Annotated in this window: 22 protein-coding genes; 6 read left to right on the top strand and 16 right to left on the bottom strand. The window is 53.6% G+C overall.

Annotated elements, in window-relative coordinates:
• Positions 1 to 4: 4 nt before the first annotated feature.
• The 5 genes from argC to BLP91_RS14600 all read right to left on the bottom strand — a co-directional run bounded on the left by argC (position 5) and on the right by BLP91_RS14600 (position 4,191).
• Positions 5 to 1,036, bottom strand: coding sequence for an N-acetyl-gamma-glutamyl-phosphate reductase (argC, locus tag BLP91_RS14620; protein WP_091572715.1), 1,032 nt, complete (start codon positions 1,034 to 1,036; stop codon positions 5 to 7).
• 169 nt (positions 1,037 to 1,205) lie between these two features.
• On the bottom strand, positions 1,206 to 1,514 hold the full coding sequence (locus BLP91_RS14615; protein WP_091572712.1) for a c-type cytochrome: 309 nt from the start codon (positions 1,512 to 1,514) through the stop codon (positions 1,206 to 1,208).
• Between the two features lie 81 nt (positions 1,515 to 1,595).
• Positions 1,596 to 1,895, bottom strand: coding sequence for a hypothetical protein (locus BLP91_RS14610; RefSeq protein ID WP_091572709.1), 300 nt, complete (start codon positions 1,893 to 1,895; stop codon positions 1,596 to 1,598).
• A 184-nt stretch (positions 1,896 to 2,079) separates the two neighbouring features.
• Positions 2,080 to 2,868, bottom strand: coding sequence for an enoyl-CoA hydratase/isomerase family protein (locus tag BLP91_RS14605; RefSeq protein ID WP_091572707.1), 789 nt, complete (start codon positions 2,866 to 2,868; stop codon positions 2,080 to 2,082).
• Between the two features lie 177 nt (positions 2,869 to 3,045).
• The gene (locus tag BLP91_RS14600) at positions 3,046 to 4,191 is read right to left on the bottom strand and encodes a conserved virulence factor C family protein (RefSeq protein ID WP_091572704.1); all 1,146 of its coding nucleotides are present in this window, start codon (positions 4,189 to 4,191) and stop codon (positions 3,046 to 3,048) included.
• Between the two features lie 257 nt (positions 4,192 to 4,448).
• On the opposite strand from BLP91_RS14600, the gene BLP91_RS14595 reads away from it, so the two are divergent.
• Together BLP91_RS14595 and BLP91_RS14590 are read left to right on the top strand one after the other, a co-directional pair.
• Positions 4,449 to 5,228, top strand: coding sequence for a YwqG family protein (locus BLP91_RS14595; RefSeq protein ID WP_091572702.1), 780 nt, complete (start codon positions 4,449 to 4,451; stop codon positions 5,226 to 5,228).
• Between the two features lie 136 nt (positions 5,229 to 5,364).
• Positions 5,365 to 6,729: an MATE family efflux transporter gene (locus tag BLP91_RS14590; protein WP_091572699.1), complete on the top strand. Its 1,365-nt coding sequence runs from the start codon at positions 5,365 to 5,367 to the stop codon at positions 6,727 to 6,729.
• 22 nt (positions 6,730 to 6,751) lie between these two features.
• On the opposite strand, the gene BLP91_RS14585 is transcribed toward BLP91_RS14590, so the two are convergent.
• The 11 genes from BLP91_RS14585 to BLP91_RS14535 form a co-directional block, all read right to left on the bottom strand.
• On the bottom strand, positions 6,752 to 7,210 hold the full coding sequence (locus BLP91_RS14585) for a hypothetical protein (RefSeq protein ID WP_143003572.1): 459 nt from the start codon (positions 7,208 to 7,210) through the stop codon (positions 6,752 to 6,754).
• Positions 7,211 to 7,326: 116 nt separating this feature from the next.
• Positions 7,327 to 8,437 (bottom strand): peptide chain release factor 2 gene (gene prfB, locus BLP91_RS14580; RefSeq protein WP_143003571.1). Its coding sequence is split into 2 segments (ribosomal slippage): positions 7,327 to 8,364 and positions 8,366 to 8,437, totalling 1,110 coding nucleotides; the frame shifts between segments, so codons are not numbered across the junction.
• Positions 8,438 to 8,521: 84 nt separating this feature from the next.
• On the bottom strand, positions 8,522 to 11,059 hold the full coding sequence (secA, locus tag BLP91_RS14575) for a preprotein translocase subunit SecA (protein WP_091572691.1): 2,538 nt from the start codon (positions 11,057 to 11,059) through the stop codon (positions 8,522 to 8,524).
• Positions 11,060 to 11,296: 237 nt separating this feature from the next.
• On the bottom strand, positions 11,297 to 11,857 hold the full coding sequence (hpf, locus tag BLP91_RS14570) for a ribosome hibernation-promoting factor, HPF/YfiA family (protein WP_091572689.1): 561 nt from the start codon (positions 11,855 to 11,857) through the stop codon (positions 11,297 to 11,299).
• 184 nt (positions 11,858 to 12,041) lie between these two features.
• Entirely contained in the window at positions 12,042 to 12,242 is a 201-nt protein-coding gene (locus BLP91_RS14565; protein WP_091572686.1) for a cold shock domain-containing protein, read from the bottom strand.
• 267 nt (positions 12,243 to 12,509) lie between these two features.
• Positions 12,510 to 12,782, bottom strand: a complete 273-nt coding sequence (locus BLP91_RS14560) for an HU family DNA-binding protein (RefSeq protein WP_091572768.1) — start codon at positions 12,780 to 12,782, stop codon at positions 12,510 to 12,512.
• Between the two features lie 139 nt (positions 12,783 to 12,921).
• Entirely contained in the window at positions 12,922 to 13,620 is a 699-nt protein-coding gene (locus BLP91_RS14555) for a ComFC family protein (RefSeq protein WP_176758015.1), read from the bottom strand.
• Complete coding sequence (locus tag BLP91_RS14550; protein ID WP_091572681.1) at positions 13,617 to 15,260, bottom strand: helicase-related protein; 1,644 nt, start codon at positions 15,258 to 15,260, stop codon at positions 13,617 to 13,619. Before BLP91_RS14550 ends, BLP91_RS14555 begins: the two co-directional genes overlap by 4 nt.
• Before the next feature lie 109 nt (positions 15,261 to 15,369).
• Positions 15,370 to 15,735 (bottom strand): glycosyltransferase family protein, encoded by a 366-nt coding sequence (locus BLP91_RS14545; RefSeq protein ID WP_091572678.1) that lies wholly within the window; start codon positions 15,733 to 15,735, stop codon positions 15,370 to 15,372.
• Between the two features lie 140 nt (positions 15,736 to 15,875).
• Entirely contained in the window at positions 15,876 to 17,078 is a 1,203-nt protein-coding gene (gene metK, locus BLP91_RS14540) for a methionine adenosyltransferase (RefSeq protein ID WP_245662288.1), read from the bottom strand.
• Positions 17,079 to 17,418: 340 nt separating this feature from the next.
• On the bottom strand, positions 17,419 to 17,748 hold the full coding sequence (locus tag BLP91_RS14535; RefSeq protein ID WP_091572675.1) for a hypothetical protein: 330 nt from the start codon (positions 17,746 to 17,748) through the stop codon (positions 17,419 to 17,421).
• A 128-nt stretch (positions 17,749 to 17,876) separates the two neighbouring features.
• On the opposite strand from BLP91_RS14535, the gene BLP91_RS14525 reads away from it, so the two are divergent.
• From BLP91_RS14525 to BLP91_RS14505, 4 genes are all read left to right on the top strand, one after another.
• Positions 17,877 to 18,821 (top strand): LCP family glycopolymer transferase, encoded by a 945-nt coding sequence (locus tag BLP91_RS14525; protein WP_143003570.1) that lies wholly within the window; start codon positions 17,877 to 17,879, stop codon positions 18,819 to 18,821.
• A gap of 176 nt (positions 18,822 to 18,997) precedes the next feature.
• Positions 18,998 to 20,074, top strand: coding sequence for an LCP family protein (locus BLP91_RS14520; RefSeq protein ID WP_091572668.1), 1,077 nt, complete (start codon positions 18,998 to 19,000; stop codon positions 20,072 to 20,074).
• Positions 20,075 to 20,505: 431 nt separating this feature from the next.
• Complete coding sequence (locus BLP91_RS14510) at positions 20,506 to 21,144, top strand: YigZ family protein (RefSeq protein ID WP_091572663.1); 639 nt, start codon at positions 20,506 to 20,508, stop codon at positions 21,142 to 21,144.
• 99 nt (positions 21,145 to 21,243) lie between these two features.
• Positions 21,244 to 21,520: helix-turn-helix domain-containing protein (locus BLP91_RS14505; RefSeq protein ID WP_143003569.1), on the top strand; the 277-nt coding region annotated here is incomplete at its 3' end.

Raw genomic sequence — 21,520 nt, 5'->3', positions numbered from 1 at the left:
TTGTTCAGGGATACTGGGGCGGCATCTCCAAGCCTGCCGTCTCCGGCCAGCCCATGCGAAGGTTCAAATTTTGCACAGCCTGCCCCGCCGCACCTTTCACCAGGTTATCGATGGCCGCTATCCCGATCACGGTATGGGTTCGTTCATCCCATTCATAGCTGATATCGCAAAAATTGCTCCCCTGCACCTCTTTCGTCCGGGGCCACCTACCTTCTCCGCGTACCCGGACAAAATAGGAGTCCCGATACGTCTCTTCCGCCAGTTCCCGCAGGCGAGAAGTGGACCAACCGTCACCCGCTCTTCCGTAGAGGGTAACCAAAATCCCGCGGCTCATGGGAACGATCTGGGGGGTGAACAACACAGACTGTTTCCGATTTCCTAGAGTAGAGGCTACCTGTTCCATTTCCGGAGTGTGACGGTGCTGTCCCACCTTGTACGGATAGGCGTTTTCATTCACTTCGCAGAAAAGACTTGTCTGTTTTACCCCACGGCCCGCACCGGAGAAGCCCGATTTTCCATCCACAATCACCGTGCCTTCATCCAGCACTCCTTCTTGCACCAGGGGAGCCAGCGCCATCAAGGCTGCCGTCGGATAACAGCCTGGATTGGCGATCACATCGGCCTTGCGGATCGATGAAGGAAACCATTCGCTCAATCCGTATGCCGCCTGACTCAACCAAGGTTCCGGAGGGGGTGAAGCCCCGTACCACTCCTGATATGTATCTCCACTCAGCCGGAAATCCCCGGCCAAATCGATACAGATCAACCCCCGTTCCGCCAGCGGGGGCAACAACCGGCTGCTGACACCTGCAGGTGCAGCAAAAAAAACAGCATCTGCCGCCTCTGCCAGCGCGTCGAGGTCGATTTCATCCAGTTCAAAGGATAGATGGGATAGATGAGGAAAAATGTTTCCCAGATGTTCTCCCGGTTGAGAGGATGACACCAGCTGGGTCAACGTTACATGAGGGTGCCGTTCCAGGATGCGAATCAGCTCGGCGCTTCCATATCCGGTTGCACCCACTACTGCCACGTTCATCGCGTTTCTCTCCTCCCACATGGACCGCCCATCGCGGCTTCCGAAATCTGTTTCGTATCATTATACATATCAATTAATATTTATTCAATCCACTTTCTCAAAAAAATACGCAGGAAAAAGAGGGATCTGCTGATCGATCCCTCTTTTCCTGCGCAACCTCAATCGGATATTATTTCTTCTCCGCCAGCCAAGAAGCCAACTTCGACCGCTCTTGGTCAGAAAGTTGATTCTGCGCCGGCATCTGTCCCTTTCCATTTTGAATCACTTGTTCGATATCCTTAGCTGAATATCGGTTGCCCACCTTTTTTAGGGAAGGCCCGGCCCCCCCTTCCAGATTACCCCCGTGACAGCTGGCGCAATTGTTGTTGTATACGGTTTTGGGCGAGGCAGGTTCCGAATTCTGCTCCTGTCCCTGTTGTGGTGCACAGGCAGCAAGCAGTAGCAATACCCCTGCCGCGAATCCCCAACCTTTTCGCATCCAACCCCTCCTTCCCAGTACTCGTTCATAGTTTGTCTTCCACAAAAAAGCACCGGATATTCCTCCGGCACTTTTTTGCAATCAGCTGCGGTTGGGCCGTTCACTCTCCGAATCATCCGGAACCGATTCCTTTTCGGAGTCAGCTGCTGTTCGCTCCCGTTGATCGGTTTCCTGCTTGCCGCCCACTTCCGGATACTGATCTTCATCATCCGAAGGATCCTCCTGGGCTGATCCATTCGGCTTAGCAAATGCTTTTTCCAGTTCCTTCACTTCCTGACTCCGCTGTCGGGAAATCCGCATATTAACGATGATGATTACAACAATGATCAGTACCAATAATCCAATCCAAACGGGAACAGGGATGTTCAGAATCCCATCCATGGACCATTCCTCCTTAAGCGATCCCCTGTCATGTCATTGATTGTTCCTTAAGAAGAGAGAGTTATATACCCGAAGCGGAGCCCGTAGCGCAACCCGGCACGGGCCGGCACGGGTCACGCTTCCTGCAAGTTTCTTTCGATTCCCCGTTTATTTCCCGGGAAACGACACAACATGCGAAAGTGTGTTACTTACCGCTAAAATTCGCCTTCCGTTTTTCCAAAAACGCATCCATTCCTTCCAAGCGGTCATCAGTATTAAACAGGATGCCAAAAAAGGAGGATTCCAACTGCAGACCGGTTTTGAGATCGGCCTCCGCCCCTTGATTGATCGCTTTTTTGATGTACTTCATCGCCACCGGTGCCTGCTTCGACAGCTTTTGAGCCAACTGTTTCGCTTCCTTTAACAGCTGATCCGGAGAAATCACCTTTTGCACTATTCCCAGACGGAATGCTTCATCGGCGGGAATCATCTCTCCAGTGAGGGCATAGTACTTCGCCGTGGAATTCCCCACGACCCGGGCCAGCCGCTGAGTTCCGCCGTAGCCGGGAAGGATGCCGAGATTCACCTCAGGCAACCCGAAGCGGGCTTTGTCGGAGGCGAGCAAGATGTCCCCGCTCAGAGCCAGTTCAAAACCACCTCCCAGGGCAAAACCGTTTACCGCCATCACCACGGGAATCGAAAGTTCTTCGATGCGGTTGAACAACTGTTGCCCCCGCCCAGAAAGTTCTTCCGCCCGATCCGTTTCTTCGATGGCACGCAGTTCCTTGATATCCGCTCCTGCGACAAAGGCTTTCTCACCAGCGCCGGTGACGACCAGCGCCCGGATCTCCGGCGAGCTCTCCACGCGATCCAGTGCCTGCTCCAACTCCGCCAATGTCTCTGCATTCAGCGCATTTAATACCTTAGGGCGTTGAATGGTAAGTATCGCCCAGCCCTCGTCGTATTTTTCCAGATGGATATTATTCCACTCCATCTTCTCCACCTCCTCAAGTCTCCGTCCGCGTACCCATGTATTCGACAAAAAGTTACAAACCCCTTTTTCACAGACTGTATCCTTTGTTCATCAGCCACGGTCGATCGAGAGGTTCTTTCCGACTGGATCTAACTATGCCACAGGGCTTTTTTGCAAAGGGGGCTTTACAAACCTCGGTCAGCGAGGGTCGGCTCCTTCGTTGCGGCGGGTCATCTTTTGCCAGACGGAACCGCTCGCCTCCTCGCCCCCTTCGATCCGTTCCAAAGCCATCTTGACCTGCATGCTCACCTCAAACTCGGGATCATCTTGGGCTTCCCGCAGGGCAGGAACAGCGGAAGCGTCCCCCGTTTCATAGAGGAACATCGCCGCTCGCCAACGGACCAGCTTGCTCTTGTCCTTGAGCGCTTCGATCATTGGACCGATCGCATCGGGATCCCCCAGATCAGACAGGCAATCGCCGGCAGTGCGGCGAACGGTGACCGAGGGATCTTTCAGCGCCTGGTACAGATAGGGAAGCACCTTGGGATCCTCCAGCGAACCCAGGTAAGCAGTGGCCAGCCGCCGAATCGACGATTTCGGATCCTGCAACGCCTTAGCCAGCACTTCCAAATCTTCCAGGGTTGGATGCATCTGGTCCAGAGCGGCGTAACGTTTTTTCCAATCGGGGTCGTCCAACATGTCCAATGTCACCTTCAATCCCCGATTTGCTTCCTTAACCGGCTCCCCCGGCTCCTGATTGAATGCCTGTTTCACCAAACGGTCAAGCCGATCTGAGTCGTAAGCTGCGGAAATCTCCTCTACCATCTCCTCCCCGATTTTATCCGGATTTCCGAAACGGACGCCTCGATCCTCCCAGCGCCGTTCCATCACCATGTTGGGAGAAGCCTCCTGCGCTTTCATCACTGCGTCCACAAACCGCTGGGGAAGGGCTACCCGCTTCTCCTCCCCGTCCCAGGTCAGCTTCACCTGGATCGGCAAACCGCGGAAGGTTTGCAGTTGGACTTGAACTTCTCCAAACCCTTCAATAGGGGCTTCGGCCTTCCGGGAAACGGTATCATCTTCCGGCTCCGCCTCTTCACCGAATACCTCCCGCACCATAGGAAGGACCTCTTTCCAGTCCGCCTTCGGGTCCCGTTCAACCGACAAAAAGTCCGCCACCCGGAACACACTTTTTACTCCATCCACTGCTAAAAGCCGTTGGATGATCTCCGGTGCCTCCTCCGGCTGGTCAGCGGTATAGGTCTTGGCTGTCGATGCTGTTTCATCCACATTTAGTTTCATCGCGTTGGGACTCGGGGTCGGTTCAATGGAACGAAGTTTCATCTCATTCCCTCCTCCTCTACACTTTGTGCACTCTATAAAAACCGCCCGTCGGGGCGATAATCGGCTACTCGGATTCTATCACAACTTACGCTCTCTTTCACGACTGTTTCAGAAGGGGAAGTAAAAGGTTACAATAGTTGTGAAGCGTTCCCGGCTTCGCCCCAGTATCCAATTGCCGGGCCATATTTTCGCATCTATCATGATCAACCTAATACCCAGCAAAAACGGGGCAAACCGGTCGTCAGGGAGGAAAAGACATGAACGAGTTCATTGAAGATAAAATCGAGAAGCTACTGTCGAACGAGGGGTTGTCGGATTGGACAGAGGAAGTGATCCGCACCTTGGTCCCCTGTCTCGTCCTGGAGCCGCAGGAAGAGGATAATATTCCCAAAGGAACCTCCAAATGGGGCGGTGCTCCCGATCTGCCGCCGGAATCCCCCTACCCGATGGATGCCTTACAGCCGCTGACGTTTATCGCCCAGTTCAACCTGACCGAACTGAAGGAGCAAGACCCGATGAGCCCCCTTCCCGACCGGGGGATGCTCTACTTTTTCGCCGGGTCCAATGATCTCTATCACAGAGCCCCGTCGGACCGAATCACTTGCCAAGTCATCTACGCCGATGTCCATCCCGACGAATTGATCCCCGCACCTTTTCCCGATGACCTTCCGCGGGAAGCCGTGGTGACGGAACGGGGGATACGGTTCAGGATGGAAAAAACTTTTCCCAATGTGGATGCCCCGGAAGAAATGGAAGAGATGTGGTTTGAGCTGATGGATCAATTGTACGAACTGGAGGAGCGAAAGGGGGCTTACCACCAAGCCTTCGGCCCCCCTTTCTCATTGCAGGAGGATGTCTTTGACGTCTGCCGCTCCTATGAGGGGCAACCCGCCGCCGAATGGGTGCTGCTCCTTCAGGTCGATTCCGATGAAGAGATGGTTTGGGGAGATGAGGGGATGCTGTATTTCTGCCTCCCCCGAGAGGCGCTGTTACGGGGTGATTTTAGCAAAACGTGCCTGGTGATCCAAAACCCGTAGTCCGATCGCAGAAAAGCTTCTGCTCGTCGATCATGAAAGATCGAAATAACGGCATCACGACAAAAAAAGGTGTAACCCGTTAAACCCTGGACGAGGTGACGGGTTACTCCTTTTTCGGCTGAAAGGGGGCACAGTCATGCATCGTACGGAGTCCCTAAAGGAAAAGATCGCTTTATTTTTTCAGATCCTGTGGCCCATTTTAATCACCCAGGTGGTCTTATACACCATGAACCTATTGGATACGATGATGTCGGGCCGAGCGGGTACCGATGATCTGGCCGGCGTCGCGATCGGATCCAGCTTTTGGATGCCCGTCTTCACAGGGTTAAACGGTATTCTGATGGCTGTCACACCGATGGTTTCCCAATTGATTGGCGGCGGGCACCATCAGAAGATTACCGAGTCGGTTACGCAAGCCCTTTATTTATCGCTCTTGCTCGCGGTGGCGGTTTTCGGTTTCGGCTTGCTGCTTCTCGAACCGCTTCTTTCCATGATGAAGCTGGACCCTGCGGTGCATCATATCGCCAAGCACTATTTGATCGGACTTTCTTTTGGCCTGATCCCGCTATTTGCCGCCAATGTGCTTCGCCACTTCTTTAATGCCCTCGGGCATACGCGAATCATGATGTTCATCATGATAGTGGCAGTCCCTTTTAACATCGCCTTAAACTATCTACTCATCTTCGGCAAATGGGGCTTTCCGCGACTGGGGGGAATCGGTACTGGTTATGCGACCAGTATCACCTATTGGTTCATTTTGATCATCAGCATCCTGGTCACCTTCAAAGTGGATGGAATCCGTCCCTATTCATTGTTTGTCACCTGGTTTTCCCCTTCATTAAAAGCATGGAAGGAACAACTATCCATCGGAGTGCCCATGGGCCTTTCCGTCTTTTTCGAAGCGAGTATCTTTTCCGTAGTCACCCTGTTGATGGGCGCCCTGTTTGATACGGTGACCGTGGCTGCACACCAAGCCGCTATCAATTTTACATCGCTTCTATTTATGATCCCTTTAAGCATCGCCATGGCTTTAACGGCGGTGGTCGGTTTTGAGGTGGGCGGAAAAAGATGGACGGATGCCAAGCAATACAGCCTTTTAGGTGTTATCACCGCCATGGGCTTTATCGCAGTGGCATCGGTCTTCCTCTTTCTGTACCGAGAATGGATCGCTCACTTTTACACGGACAATCCAGCCGTGATCACGTGGATCAAACAATTCCTGATCTTCGCGATCTTTTATCAACTCTCCGATGCTGCTCAGGCATCGCTGCAGGGGGTGCTGCGGGGTTATAAGGATGTCACCATCCCCTTTATCACGGCGCTAATCTCCTACTGGGGCATCGGAATCCCTGTCGGATATGGATTGGCTTCCTTCACCAGCCTGGGGCCATTCGGCTTCTGGTTGGGCATCACAGTCGGCTTGACGTGCGCATCACTCGGCTTTTTCATTCGCTTGATGACCATCCAAAAAAAGGAGGCAAAAAGGGTGCCGCAGCACTGACATAACGGCAGATCCCTTTCGATCAAGGCATCTCCCCGGAACCATAGTGTAAACGGCCGTTCACCGCCGCTTCTCCTCCGCGCGGAAAGTAAACAAAGATGTGATACCGCCCCGGCTGCAGGGAGGAGAGGTCGATCGATCGCTTCAAAGGCCGTTCCGCGCGGATCCGCACCTTTTTCACCTGCCGGTAATCGGTATCCCGTACCTCCACCACTAACACGGCCTCCCGTCCGCCGGGGTGGATGGTGAGCTTCATCCCGTTGTAGGACCTACCGTCAAAAGGAAACGAACGTCCCCTGTTCAAGGCTTCGCTTTCCCCCTCCACATGGCGCCCATCGGCCTGAAATGCCCAACAGCGGCCTCCTTCGAAACAAGGGTGCTCCGCTTCAATCAACCCCACTGCCTCCACACTCGTCAAGGGGAGCGCCGACAACCTTATCGCCACGATAAGAAGAACAATGAACATCCACCGTCGTCTCAAGGGGATCGACTCCTTCCTGCGTCCCGATGTTTTCGGGGCGTTTTTTCTATGATCCCCTCCTCATCCTCCGTCAATCAAAAAAGCTGCCGGATATCTCCGGCAGCTAACAAGGCCCCTTATTTACCTACACTCATCTGTTGGCGGAGATAAGCTTCGATAAAGGGATCGAGGTTTCCGTCCACAACCCCTTGTACGTTGCCGATCTCCACATCGGTCCGATGATCTTTCACCATGCTGTAGGGGTGGAATACATAGGAGCGAATCTGGTTGCCCCAGCCAATCTCGCTCTGTTCCCCCTGCAGTTCGGCCAGTTGTTTTTGGTTCTCTTCAATCTGCTGCTGGACCAAGCGGGCTTTCAGGATCTTCATCGCCCGTTCCCTGTTTTTGATCTGGGAACGCTCCGACTGACAAGTCACCACGATGTCGGTGGGCAGATGGGTGATCCGGACCGCGGAATCGGTGGTATTGACGTGTTGCCCACCGGCTCCGCTGGAACGATAGGTGTCGATTTTCAAGTCCTCGGACCTGATCTCCACATCGACATCGTTATCGATTTCCGGAAGGACGTTGGCAGAGACAAAGGAGGTGTGCCGTCGCCCCGATGAGTCAAAGGGAGAGATGCGGACCAGACGGTGCACCCCTTTTTCCGCTTTCAGATACCCGTAAACGTTCTCTCCTTTAATGAGGAGGGTGACGCTTTTCACACCCGCTTCGTCGCCAGGGAGAAAGTCGAGGGTCTCCACTTTAAAACCCCGCTGTTCCGCCCATCGAGTGTACATCCGCAGCAGAATCTTGGCCCAATCCTGGGATTCCGTCCCGCCGGCACCCGGGTGAAGTTCCAGAATGGCGTTGTTTTGATCATAGGGTTCATTCAGCATCAAGGAAAGCTCAAAGTCATCCAGCTTCCTTTTTAGCTCCTTCACACCCTCTTCCGCTTCGGAGAGCATGGATTCATCCTCTTCCTCAGCAATCAGTTCCACCATCACCTGGACCTCTTCCTGAGCCTCTTCCAGCTCCTCCATCCCCTGGACCGACCGTTTCAGGCGATTATTCTCGTCAATCACTTTTTGCGCCGCCGCCTGGTCGTTCCAGAAGTCCGGATCGGTCATCTTCAGTTCCAGTTCTTCAATGCGCTTCTTCTTCTCAGGGAGGTCAAAGAGACCCCCTGATGTCCGCCAATCGCTTGGCTGTATTGTTCAATTCCTGACGAATTTCCTGCAGTTGCATCGCTCACGTCTCCTTCATCCAAAAATGGTTCCACTACACAGGATATCATAGATGGAATTCGCCGTGCAGAGGCGGGTATCGACATCAACCGGTTTGAGCCGCCCGACCGCAGCAGTGTTTGTACTTCTTGCCGCTACCACAGGGGCACGGTTGGTTGCGGCCCACTTTTTCCACCTTCCGCACCGGCTGCCGCTTTGGTTTTTCTTGCTCCTGGTGGGGGGAACCGCCGGAGGAAGCCGTCTGGTTGGTGGCCACTTCTTCTCGTTCGATCTCCTCATCCTCACCCAGGTCTGATTTCATCACGTAGCGTACCACTTCTTCCTGGATCTCCTGCACCATTTCCTGGAACATCTCAAACCCTTCAAACTGATACTCCCTGAGAGGATCTGTCTGACCGTAGGCACGCAGGTGGATGCCTTGCCGCAGCTGATCCATGGCATCGATATGGTCCATCCACTTCCGATCTACGGTGCGGAGAATCACCACTTTGGCAAATTCCTCGAGGCGATCGGCCCCGATCTCTTCCTCCCGAGAGGTGTAATCCTCTTTCAACTGATCGTGGAGATAATCGATGATCTCCTGCTTTTCCATCCCTTCCAGATCATCTTCCTCCACTTCCTGGCGCAGGAAGGAATTGACCGCTTCGACCACAGGTTCCAGGTTCCATTCCTCCGGGATATCCTCATCAGCAGTATGGGCTTCTACCAGCCGTTCGATCAACTCTTTGCCCATGTCCAGAACAACCTTGTGCAGATCTTCGCCGGTCAACACTTGTCGCCGCTGCTTGTAAATCACATCCCGTTGCTGGTTAAGGACATCATCGTATCTCAACACCCAGCGGCGGGCGTCAAAGTTGTTTCCCTCCACCCGTTTCTGGGCGTTGGCCACTGAACGGCTAAACATCCTGCCCTCAATCGGCGTATCTTCGTCCAGACCCAGGGTATCCATCATCCCTTGGATTTTCTCAGAGGCAAAGCGGCGCATCAGATCATCCTGGAAGGAGAGATAAAACTGGGAAGACCCGGGATCGCCTTGACGGCCGGATCGACCTCGGAGCTGATTGTCGATGCGGCGGCTTTCGTGGCGCTCGGTGCCGATCACGTGCAAGCCGCCCAGTTCCTCCACTCCATCTCCCAGCACAATATCCGTTCCCCGACCGGCCATGTTGGTAGCGATGGTCACCGCGCCTCGTTGCCCCGCCTCGGCGATAATCTCCGCTTCACGGGCATGGTTTTTGGCGTTTAGCACCTGATGGGGGATGCCGCGTTTCTTCAGCATCTTGGACAGCAACTCCGATTTTTCAATGGAGACGGTTCCCACCAGAATCGGTTGGCCCGTGGCGTGACGTTTGACGATGTCCTCCACCACGGCCCGATATTTGGCCTCTTCCGTCTTGTAAAGCTTGTCAGAGAGATCTTCCCGTATCATCGGTTTATGGGTGGGAATCTGGACCACGCCCATCCCGTAAATTTTACGGAACTCTTCTTCTTCCGTTTTGGCTGTTCCGGTCATCCCCGCCAGTTTGTCATACATGCGGAAGTAATTCTGCAGGGTGATCGTGGCCAAGGTCATGCTCTCCTTCTGCACCTGAAGCCCCTCTTTGGCTTCGATAGCCTGGTGCAGCCCATCGCTATAACGACGTCCGTGCATCAGCCGACCGGTGAAATCGTCCACGATGATGACGCCCTCTTCGTTGACGACGTAATCATGATCCCGCTTCATGATCACATGGGCTTTCAGAGCTTGTTGGATGTGGTGGTTGATCGTAATGTTTTTGGCATCGTACAGGTTGTCGATACCCATAAAGGATTCCGCTTTATCCGCTCCCTTTTCCGTCAGGGAAACGCTTTTGGTCTTCACATCGACGGTGTAATCCTCTTCCGGCTTCAGGCGGCGTACCAGTTTGTCAGCGGTGTAATAGAGATCCGTCGCCTTGTTGGCCTGGCCACTGATGATCAAAGGGGTACGAGCTTCATCGATCAAGATGCTGTCCACTTCGTCGACCAGGGCAAAATTGAGTTTGCGCTGGACCACCTGTTCCGGATAGAGGACCATATTATCCCTGAGGTAGTCGAAACCAAACTCATTGTTGGTTCCAAAGGTGATATCCGCTTGGTAAGCTTCTCGTTTCTCCTCCGGGCTCATTCCCGGCAGGTTGAGCCCGACGGTGAGACCGAGGAATTCAAACACCTGACCCATCCATTCCCGGTCCCGGCGAGCCAGATAGTCGTTGACAGTCACCAGATGGACGCCTTCCCCGGACAGGGCGTTTAGATAAGCAGGCAGCGTGGAGACCAGCGTCTTCCCTTCCCCGGTTTTCATCTCGGCGATATCCCCCCGGTGAAGAACAACGCCGCCCACCAGCTGCACATAGAAGTGACGCATACCGAGGACGCGCTTGGCCGCTTCTCGGACAACGGCAAAGGCCTCCGGCATCAGCTCGTCCAATTCTTCTCCGTCAGCGAGCCGCTTGCGGAAAGTCTCGGTCTTTCCAGTCAACTCCTTATCGCTCAGCTTGGAGATCTCCTCCTCGAGGGCCTCCGTTTGATCAGCAATTTTGTAACACTTTTTCAGCTCCCGCTCATTCGAGTCGGGCAATATTTTTTGCAAAAGCTTCATCATCAGTCTTCATCCCTTTCGTGAGACTGCTTGGCACGGGTACAAACTCTCGCTTCTTATTATGAACGGAAATTGCTTTCCGCAGGTTCCATGAAAAGGTACTTACAATTAGTTTAACAAAAAGGCCCTTCCATTTTCACTTTTTCACAAAAGCTTTAGATCCAAGTAAACAAAAGGACAGCGTGGACCGCTGCCCTTTGTGGACTGCCCTCGTTCTTCCGAAATTGGTTGCCCGGTATGTTATTCAGGTTCGATCAACCCGTAACGGCCATCTTTTCGTTTATAAACCACGTTAACCTCGTCCGTGGAAGCATTGGAAAATACGTAGAAGTTGTGTCCGAGGAGATCCATCTGCAGAATCGCCTCCTCCAGATCCATGGGTTTAAAGTCGAACCGCTTATTGCGAACCACCTCAAACCCGCTTTCAGCCTCTTCCTCCAACTCATCCTCTCTCTGAAGCTCAGGGGGTGTTCCACTCTCCAGGTTGCGGAGGGTCCCGTCCTGGCGGAACTTGCGATTGACCTTGGTTTTGTACTTGCGGATCTGGCGCTCCAGTTTTTCCACCACATTATCGATGGAAGCGTACATGTTTTCCGTCGCCTCTTCGGCACGAACTAACAATTCGGGGAAGGGAACGGTCACCTCGACCTTGTGTTCGTCACGAAAGACACTCAGCGACACATAAGCTTCCGCAGCTGCTGTGGATTGGAAATACCGTTCCAGACGACTCAGCTTTTTGATGACATAATCCCGGAGCGCCTGGGTCACATCAATGTTGTTCCCACGGATATTATACTTCATCAAGCGAATCCCCCTTTTCGCCTTCTAGATTATGTATTCCCGTTTCTACAGATCATTCCTCCTCTTTTTAATGAACAATTTATAAAGAAAACATCCGTTCTTCACAGGAGCAGGAGGAGAAGGTTTTGGGTAATTAAAAACCCTCCCGAACCGAATCCGGGAGGGGTTTTTATCGGAGTTTGTGTTAGACGAGCTTGTTGACGTTGGCAGCCTGCGGTCCACGCGGTCCTTCTACGATCTCAAACTCAACACTTTGACCTTCGTCCAACGTTTTGAAGCCTTCTTCCTGAATAGCGGAGTAGTGGACAAAAACGTCGTCCCCGCTTTCACGTTCAATGAACCCGTAACCTTTTTCCGCGTTGAACCACTTGACTTTGCCTTGCATAATAACAATCCCTTCATAAATTGATCCACATGAAATACCTGAAGGGTCTTCCATGCGATTAAACTATACCACTGGAAATTACACAAAGTCAAGGAATTTTTCGGTCATGACCGCAATTTCCTCTAAAACCCCCCTATTGTCTCGGCTTATGGATATAAAAAAACATAAAACCAAAGACTTATACACAGACTTATCCACATTATCCACAATATTTTCTACCGTCTCACAACAAAAAACCTCCGGTACGCTTCCGGAGGTGACGAATGCTCAGTTGACAGATTCCTTCAGCTGTTTGCCGGGTTTAAAGGCGGGAACTTTGCTGGCCTCAATCTGAATCGGCTCTCCCGTCTGCGGATTGCGCCCGGTACGGGCCGCCCGCTGGCGAACCTCAAAATTGCCAAAACCGATCAGGGAAACTTTTTCTCCTTTTCGGAGCGCTTCGGAGATCGACTCCAACACCGCTTCTACCATTTGACTGGATTCCTTTTTGGTCTTGCCTGTCATCTCTGCCACCTGTTCGATCAACTGGGTTTTGTTCATCACAGACACTCCTTTTTCAAACATCCTCGACCCATTCTCAATTTACGGGGGTGGTCCAATAGACCTCTATTCCCTTTCTTTCCCAACCTCACGGCTTTTATACCCTTTTTCGCATATGAACCTCGTAATCCTCCATCGTTTACCGCGCCAAGGTAGCTGAATAAATCCGTTGAGCCCCTGCTCTTTTCAGGGTGCGGGCACACTCTACCATGGTAGCCCCGGTAGTATAAACATCGTCAATCACCAGCCAAACCCTACCAGCAATGCGTTTCCAGTCCGAGGACTGGAACGCTTCCTCGAGCATGGCCATCCGCTCCCAGCGGCTACTTTTGCTTTGTGGCGGAGTCGACCGTACCTTTTTCAAGGTGGGGATAAAGGGGAGGCCTAAGTGGCGGGCTGCCTCCTGGGCTAACCGTTCCGATTGGTTAAACCCACGCTCTTTCAGCCTTTGTGGATGAAGGGGAACACAGGTGACCGCTTCAGCCCGGATGCCGGCGGAAAACACCCTCTCCGCCATCATCTCTGCCAGAGGACGAGCCAAATGTTCCCGTCCTCGGTATTTGTACAGATGGATCAACTCCCGGGGGTAAGCAGTATACTGGAGGACAGCTACATTGCGCTCCAGTTCACCACCAGGGCCTGTAAGACAATCCTCGCACAGGGAACCAATCCCGGCACGCCCGCAACGAGGGCAACAAGGCGAATCGATCCGGTGTAATCGGCATCGGCAGCTGGGACATACCCGTTCCCACACCGCGGACCACGAAGAGGCTCGATGGGGAGCATCGCAGAGACAGCAGCTGCCGGGACCCGTAAACCACTTTTTCCACTGGATCACAGAGCATACCTCCGAGCGGAGAGATATCCTTTTCGCCGCGCCAGCCGGTTGCATTCGCGTATATCCCGGACCGCACGCAGCTGGGCTTCCGTACGCAGGGAGGAAATAAACAAGACCTCCCCTTCCTGATATGCGGCCGAGCGGCCTACCCTTCCTGCGATCTGAACCAATGCCGCACCGTCAAATACCGGATGATCGGCCCCAACCACCGCCACGTGACATCGGGGGACGGTCACTCCCCTCTCCAGGATGGTGGTAGTGATCAGCACCTTCACTTCGCCCGTCATAAAGCGACGAACCATTTCCGCTCGCTCCCCACCCCGGCTGGAAACGACGCCGCATTTGGCTCGCAATCCCGGCATACGGGAATCGAACCAGCGGAGTAACCGCCATGTATCCGTAACCCTTGGCACAAACAACAACACTTGTCCCTTCTGCTCAATCGCTTCCTTTAAAAATCGTTCCAGAACCGGAATCGGCCGCCCCCGATCCGTCTTGTGCTGCAGTCGCCACACCCGGTGCAGTCTTGGAACTGGCAGCGGAAAACCGTGATAACGAGCAGGCACCGTCACCAGCTTTCTCTTCCCTCGCCGAGCCCGATTCAGCCAGGATTTCGGGGGGGTGGCCGTTAAGTACACCCGCTTCCCTTCGTTTCGAATCGCCCTTCGCACCCCGAATTGCCAAATCTGCTCCTCACGCAGGGGATAGGCTTCCACCTCATCCACCACGGCCAACCGGAAGCGATGATAAAAACGGACTGCCTGTTGCACCGTGGCCGCGGCGATGGACTGATTCACCCAGCGGTCACCGGAATCGCCGTGGAGCTCCGCCACGCGGATTTCTGGAAAGGAGCGACGCAGTCGGTCGGCAACTTCTCTCACGGCTTCCTGCCGAGGGGCCACCCAGAGCACCCGCTCTCCCTCTTCCAACACACGGCGTACCATCGGAAACATCATTTCCGTTTTGCCGGCGCCAGTTACCGCCTGGACTAGCAGCTCCTCTCCTTCTTCCTCCAACCAGTCGAGGCAGCGGGAAGCAGCATCCCACTGGGGATCCGACAAAAGAGGGAGAATCGATGTCACTTTATCGACAGCGACCGGGTCGGAAGCCGGTTCGATCAGAACAATCGGTGTACAGGCCCGGCTTTTTCCCAAGCGGATACAATGATCACACCAGGCGCACGCCTTTTCGCACTTTGCACACGCTCCCCGTCGAATCCACTTCCCACCGGCTCCACACCGGTTGCAGCGCCAGCGAATCGCTGGCCCTGTCATATCTACACCTGGCAAAAGCTGCGCTCGCCCCGTCAGTACCAGCCATTGCAGTCCTTCATCTGGCCTCGCTCCCGCAACCCCTGCAACAGCTAGCGCCTGATCCAGTTCCTCCCGGGTAAAGGCCTGTCCACCCAACCACTGTTGCAAATGGTTAGCGTATTTCTCCAGCCGCTGGGTGCCCGCTCCTCCTGCTACAGGCGGTTCTCGTGACATACGGCGGGTAGCCCGGGAAAAGGCCTGTCCAAAGGAAGGTGTGGTTCCTGTTTTCCGGATGGATTGCCCCCGCGTGCGCCAATACAATCGATCAACTTCCGGGGCCAAGGTCACCCGAATGTCATCCATCACTTGATACGTGGTATAAAGCATGGAATGCGCCTCCTTCCTATAAAAAAAAGCAAGAGGGGGGAACGCGGCTCATTTTTGCCGTCACACAATGAATCCCCTCCTGAATAGAGGGGACGGTCAGAGATGTTGTTCAACTTCTGAGGTCGAGGATCGAGGAATCCTCCGCTCCGAAAGGCGTCCCCTCGTCAGGGACCGCTTCTGTATACACTTCCATCATCGGATATTTTTGTTGAAGTCGCTCGAGAATAGGGCCGGTGTCGTCAGCGGAACCGGCATCGACACAGATGATTTCAGGAGGATGCCCCGACAGCCTGCTGCGACCATAGTAGGAACGGATCACCCATTCGATGCAACCCTGACTGTTGCGGGTCAACAGAATGAGCTTGGGGGAGTCTTTCCAGGTGTCCAACGGATAACTGAACATTCTTGAAACGAGGTCCGTCACAACCCGAATGACCGCAAAGAGTGCAATGCCAGCGAGCAGCCACAGTTCCATCGCTTCTGCCCCCCTTTGCCCCCCAATATATGCACAGGGAAAAGGAGGCGTTCAAACAGGCCTGTCCCTCCATATTTTACAATGATTTCCTCGCGATGTCGAGATAAAAAAAGACCGCAACAGCGGTCACCTTTCCTTTATTACAGGGAAGCATCCTGCTTCAGTAGCTCGGCCTTATCCGTTTTCTCCCAGGGAAGATCCACATCGGTCCGACCGAAATGACCGTAGGCAGCTGTCTGCTTATAGATGGGACGGCGCAGGTCCAGCTCTCGGATGATGCCGGCGGGACGCAAATCGAAGTGGTTTCGAACCAGCCGTGCCAACTCCTCTTCCTCCAATCGCCCCGTGCCGAAGGTATCGATACGGATGGAGACGGGACGGGCCACCCCGATCGCATAAGCCAGCTGCACTTCACATTTGTCAGCCAGTCCGGCGGCCACGATGTTTTTAGCCACATAACGGGCGGCATAAGCGCCAGAACGATCCACTTTGGTCGGATCTTTACCCGAGAAGGCCCCTCCTCCATGGCGGGCGTACCCTCCGTAGGTGTCGACGATAATTTTGCGGCCGGTGAGACCGGCATCCCCCATCGGACCGCCAATCACAAAACGACCGGTGGGATTGATGTAGCAGATGGTCCGATCATCCAACATCTCTTCCGGAATTACCGGCTGAATGACGTGTTCCTGGATATCCTCTTTGATCCGCTCCAGGGACACCTCTTCAGAGTGTTGGGTGGAAATCACTACGGTCTCCACCCGGATCGGCCGGTTTCCTTCATATTCCACTGTCACCTGGGTCTTTCCGTCAGGCCGAAGATAATCTAAGGGGCCATTGACCCGGACCTCATGAAGACGACGGGCGAGCCGGTGAGCCAGAGAGATGGGCAGAGGCATCAGTTCCGGGGTTTCGTTGCTGGCAAAACCAAACATCAAGCCCTGATCGCCGGCACCAATCGCATCAATCTCTTCTTCAGTCATCTGCCCTTCCCGTTTTTCCAGGGCTTCGTCCACACCGGCGGCAATATCGGCGGACTGTTCGTCGATCGAAGTGAGCACGGCGCATGTTTCGGCGTCAAAGCCGTATTTGGCCCGAGTGTAACCGATCTCCCGAACCGTATCCCGAACAATTTTGGGAATATCTACGTAACAATGCGTGGATATCTCTCCCGATACCAAAACCATCCCGGTGGTGACAGAAGTTTCACAAGCAACCCGGGCATTGGGGTCCCGGGTGATAATCTCGTCCAACACAGCGTCAGAAATCTGGTCACAGATCTTGTCAGGGTGCCCCGCTGTGACCGATTCCGACGTAAACAGCGTACGTCTGGGATTAGCTGGCAAGGTGAGTCTTCCTCCTTTATTGCCAATTTGTATCGATGAAAGAAAAGACCCGCTCGGGATCATCCCGCGGGTGACCAACCTTTTCGTCTGTTGAAGGCGCAAAAATTCAATTCAAGAATACACGAAAAGGACCCTTATGACAAGCTGGTGCAGACTGCCACTGCGGGTAGCGAGCAAGGAGGGGTTATTTCTGAACGAGCTTACAAGGGGTCATACGCCTCCCACCACGAAGCAGGTGGATCATCTGGAAACCTGGAGCCGGTATTCTTGCCCACGGTCCCGTGACGAGCGCTGTACCCACACCCTTTGGAGGTACTCTGCAACAGACAGCCGCAGCGTCTCAGCTCACCTGGAGCTTGTTTTTATAAAAAAGCAGCGTCACATCCCGGGCGCCCTGGGAAACCTGCAGCCTAATCCTTTGCTCCGCTTCTCTTTTGGTCGACCAGTGATACCAGTCCAGATCTGACGGCCCGTCAAAGCGGGCTATTATCAGCCGCCTCTCTTCCAGCGGAGCCGCATGACCGGTCGGGTCTACTGTCCGATGAAGGATATGGACGGTTTGTAGAAGACCGAGGGTTACCCCACTCTCCGTCCCGTGGTGGCCCCGTCTGGATGCCAATGTGCTTGCACAACCGCCCTGCATCAGTAACAACAGGATTGCTAACCACACCAGACCATCCGGTTCCCCATCATGTGCCTCCCGCCCCTATCATCGCTTGCCACCAGGTTATTACAAACCGCATGGAATGAGTGATAAAGACCATAATAACAAGGTGATCCTTGAGGGAGGTGACCGATGTGAGAAGGTTCAGACTCGGATTTTTGGCAGCACTTCTCCTGTTGACCCTGGGGGCGATCTGGTGGCTGTTCAAATCCCCCCCAACCCCGTCTCCGTCTCCAGAGAAGGCCACGCCACAACCCAGTCCCACCTCACAGCAGCCTCCCACAGACATCCTGCGACCGCGCAAACCGCTCTCTCCTCTCAATCGGCCGGTCAGCCTGCTCCTGATCGGCGTAGACACACGCAAGGGAGACAAGGGACGCGCCGATGCTTTGATGGTGCTGACCATCCATCCTGACCGGCAAACGGTCAAAATATTGAACATTCCCCGGGATACACGTACCCAACTGCTGCTGGGGGGTGGACGGACCACTATCGACAAAATCAATCATTCTTACGCCCTCGGAAACGGAGTAGTAGCGACCGTACGCACAGTGGAACATTTCCTGGAGATTCCCGTCGATCATTTCGTCAAAATGGATTTTGCCGGCTTTCGATCCTTGATCGATCAAGTCGGAGGGGTCAACGTGGATGTGAAACGGAATTTTTCCTACAAAGGGCACCGGTTCCGGAAGGGAAAGAGGACGCTCAACGGTTCCCAGGCGCTCGCTTACGTTCGGGATCGCACCGGCGGCAGTGATTTTGACCGACACATCCGGCAGCAGGAGGTGTTGAGCAGCCTTTGGGAAAAGGGAACCCGCTGGTCGACACTGCTAAAAGCAGATGATCTGTTCCGGATCGCGAGGAAACACCTGGATACAAACTTGACCTTGCAACAAGCATGGCGCATTTTGTACACGCTTCGCAAGGTCCCTAGCGACAGACGAGAGGTGCTCCACCTTTCAGGCAGTGATCGCTGGCACCCCTATTACTATCTGATCGTTCCCGACTCCCAGCGGCAGCAAGTGAGCCGCCGATTACGGAAACACCTGGAGTTGGAAACACGCGCGAACACAAAATAAAAAAGCGGTCCTTCTTAGAGATGACCGCTTTTTGCACTTTTTGTATTAGGCCAAAAGACCTGATTTCATGCGGAAGAAATCTACTTTATTCATCCTTGAGCCCTTTTAAGGATGATAGTATGATGGAGAAGAAAAAGTAACCGCAAACGGGCTGCCAGCATAAAAGTGGGGTTTTTATGGAACGGATCGAGTGGAGCCGCAAAGAGCGGGTCAACAAGAAGAAACGAAAAAAATGGTGGGTCCGGGGAATACTGATGGGCGTACTGGCCGCCTTTCTTCTGTCAGGATACCTGATCGCTCAGGTATGGGGAGCCTTGGCTAACACCTACGACCCTTTGGAGCAGTCCTCCAAACGGGAAGGGGAGGCCACCTTGGAGAAACCCTTCACCATCTTGCTTCTGGGGACCGATGCCCGGAAGGTGACCACGAATTGGCGGGCGGATGTGATCATTCTGGCCACGGTCAACCCGAAAAAGAAATCGGTCAAGATGGTCAGTATTCCCCGGGACACCTATGTGAAGATCGCCAACACGGACAAAATGGACAAAATCAACTCTGCACCCTACTACGGACGGAAATCCGTCAACCCGAAGGGGCCGGGGCCGATAGCCAACACAGCTCAGACCGTTGAAGATCTTCTCCATGTTCCCGTCGATTATTATGTGAAGGTAAACTTTCAAGGCTTTATCGACGTTGTGGACGCTCTGGGCGGCGTGAACGTCAACGTCAAGTTCCCTTTTTCTCAGGAACACTTCGGTGGAGAAGTGATCCCCTTTAAACCGGGACCGAAACTGTTGAACGGAAACGAAGCACTGGCCTACGTGCGCATGCGCAAACAAGATCCCCGGGGCGATTTGGGCCGGAACGAACGACAACGTGAAGTGATGACCAACCTGTTGGATCGTGCCATGAGTCTAAACACTGTCACCAAAATCGATGATCTGCTGGATGCGGTAGGTCAAAACATGAAGCTGGGCATCAAAGTCCAGGACCTGCCCAAGCTACAGTCCATTTACCAGGATATTCCCAAAGAAAGCATCCAGAATATGAAACTGAAGGGCGAAAACAAACGTCTGGAATACTGGTATTACATTGTCAGCAATCAGGAACGTCAACGGATGAGCAACATTCTGCGGAAGCACCTAGAACTGGACTCAAAACCCATCGACCAGTGGGATGTACCAACGGCAGATCAGGAGTCAGGCACTCCGTCCGGCAACCAGGGGGGAATGAACGGAACTGAGAGCCCATAACCCAACCGTCACCTGCCATCCCGGGGCCAATTTGGATTGGCCCCCTTTTCTTATGGGCGGGTCTCTGAGAGGATGATCCCCTTCTATGTGGAGCAGAGTGGAGATGGTCTCCATTTCCCACGGAGGGAAAGCGACTGGTTCCTCAAAAAGGGGAGCTTCTCTCCACTTTTGATGGGTTACTTCTTCCTTAAAGCCCGTTGGCAAAAGGAATGGCGGCTCTTTCACCAGACATTTTTCATAATCAGGGAGGATGCCGATCATAAACATAAGGACCAATCCTTTCATCGGACGGCTTGTCCGTTTGGTGACCAAAGAATAAAACAGAACTTCAAGCCCTGGCTACCCTTTCGACAAAGGTTATCAAAAACATATTCCCTTTTCCTTCCATTTCCAGTATTAACCTCCAATCGACAGGAAAGGTGGTGTTATTCATGAACCTGCCTTATCGTTATTTCACCGTCAAAGAGAGCGCTGAAACGGAGATCCATATCCAAAAATCGAGATTTCTCACCTATGTCGCCCCTGTCGAAACCAAGGACGAGGCCGACGCTTTTATCGATCATATCTCCCGACGTCATTGGGATGCCACGCACAACTGCCATGCTTACGTTCTGTGGGACGGTCAGATCGCCCAAAAATCCTCCGACGACGGAGAACCCTCGGGAACCGCAGGGCGGCCGATTTTGGAAGTGATCCGCAACCGGCAATTGATCAATACGGCCATTGTGGTCACTCGCTATTTCGGAGGCATCAAACTGGGTGCCGGTGGATTGATCCGGGCCTACAGCAGGGCTGCAGCCACAGGTTTAGATGCAGCCGGTATTCTGGAATGGGTTCGCCATCGGGAACTGCACATCACCGTAGACTATCCAGCTATGGGTAAAATCGAACATGAACTCCGCTCCGCCGGCATCCAGCCGCCCCCGGCCACCTTTACCGAACAGGTGCAATGGCAGCTCTGGATCCCTGAAGGGGAAGAAGATCCCATCCGGAAAATGGTGATGGAACAGACCGGTGGAAAGGGAGAGGTAACGGAGGGACGGTTGGAATATCGTCCGATTCAATCGTGAAACACAAAAAACCCCTGATGCAAGCCATTGATGTGCACCCCTTAAAGTAGACACAGGAAAAACCCCCTGTGAACGGAACTACTTTTAAGGGGTGTTTTCATGGCGAAAAAAGGACAGAAGTTCAGGCATTATCCCTTTTCACTGAAGATGCAAGCCGTTCAAATGAGACTGCAGGGTGTAACCAAACGGGAGGTAGCCGAAAGGTTGGGGATCCATGACGTGAGCCGCTTGAAGGTCTGGTTGCGTCAATATAAGTTAAAAGGATCCGAAGGGCTACAAGACCGCCGGGGAGGGCGAAAGAGGCCACTGCAAAAGGATGAATATGTCCGTCAGCTGGAATTGGAGAACGATGTCTTAAAAAAGTGGTTGGAAATCC

The sequence above is a fragment of the Melghirimyces thermohalophilus genome, assembly GCF_900102685.1.
Taxonomy (GTDB): Bacteria; Bacillota; Bacilli; order Thermoactinomycetales; family DSM-45169; genus Melghirimyces; species Melghirimyces thermohalophilus.
Note: the sequence above shows the minus strand (reverse complement) of the source record. Positions and strands in the feature narration are given on the sequence as shown.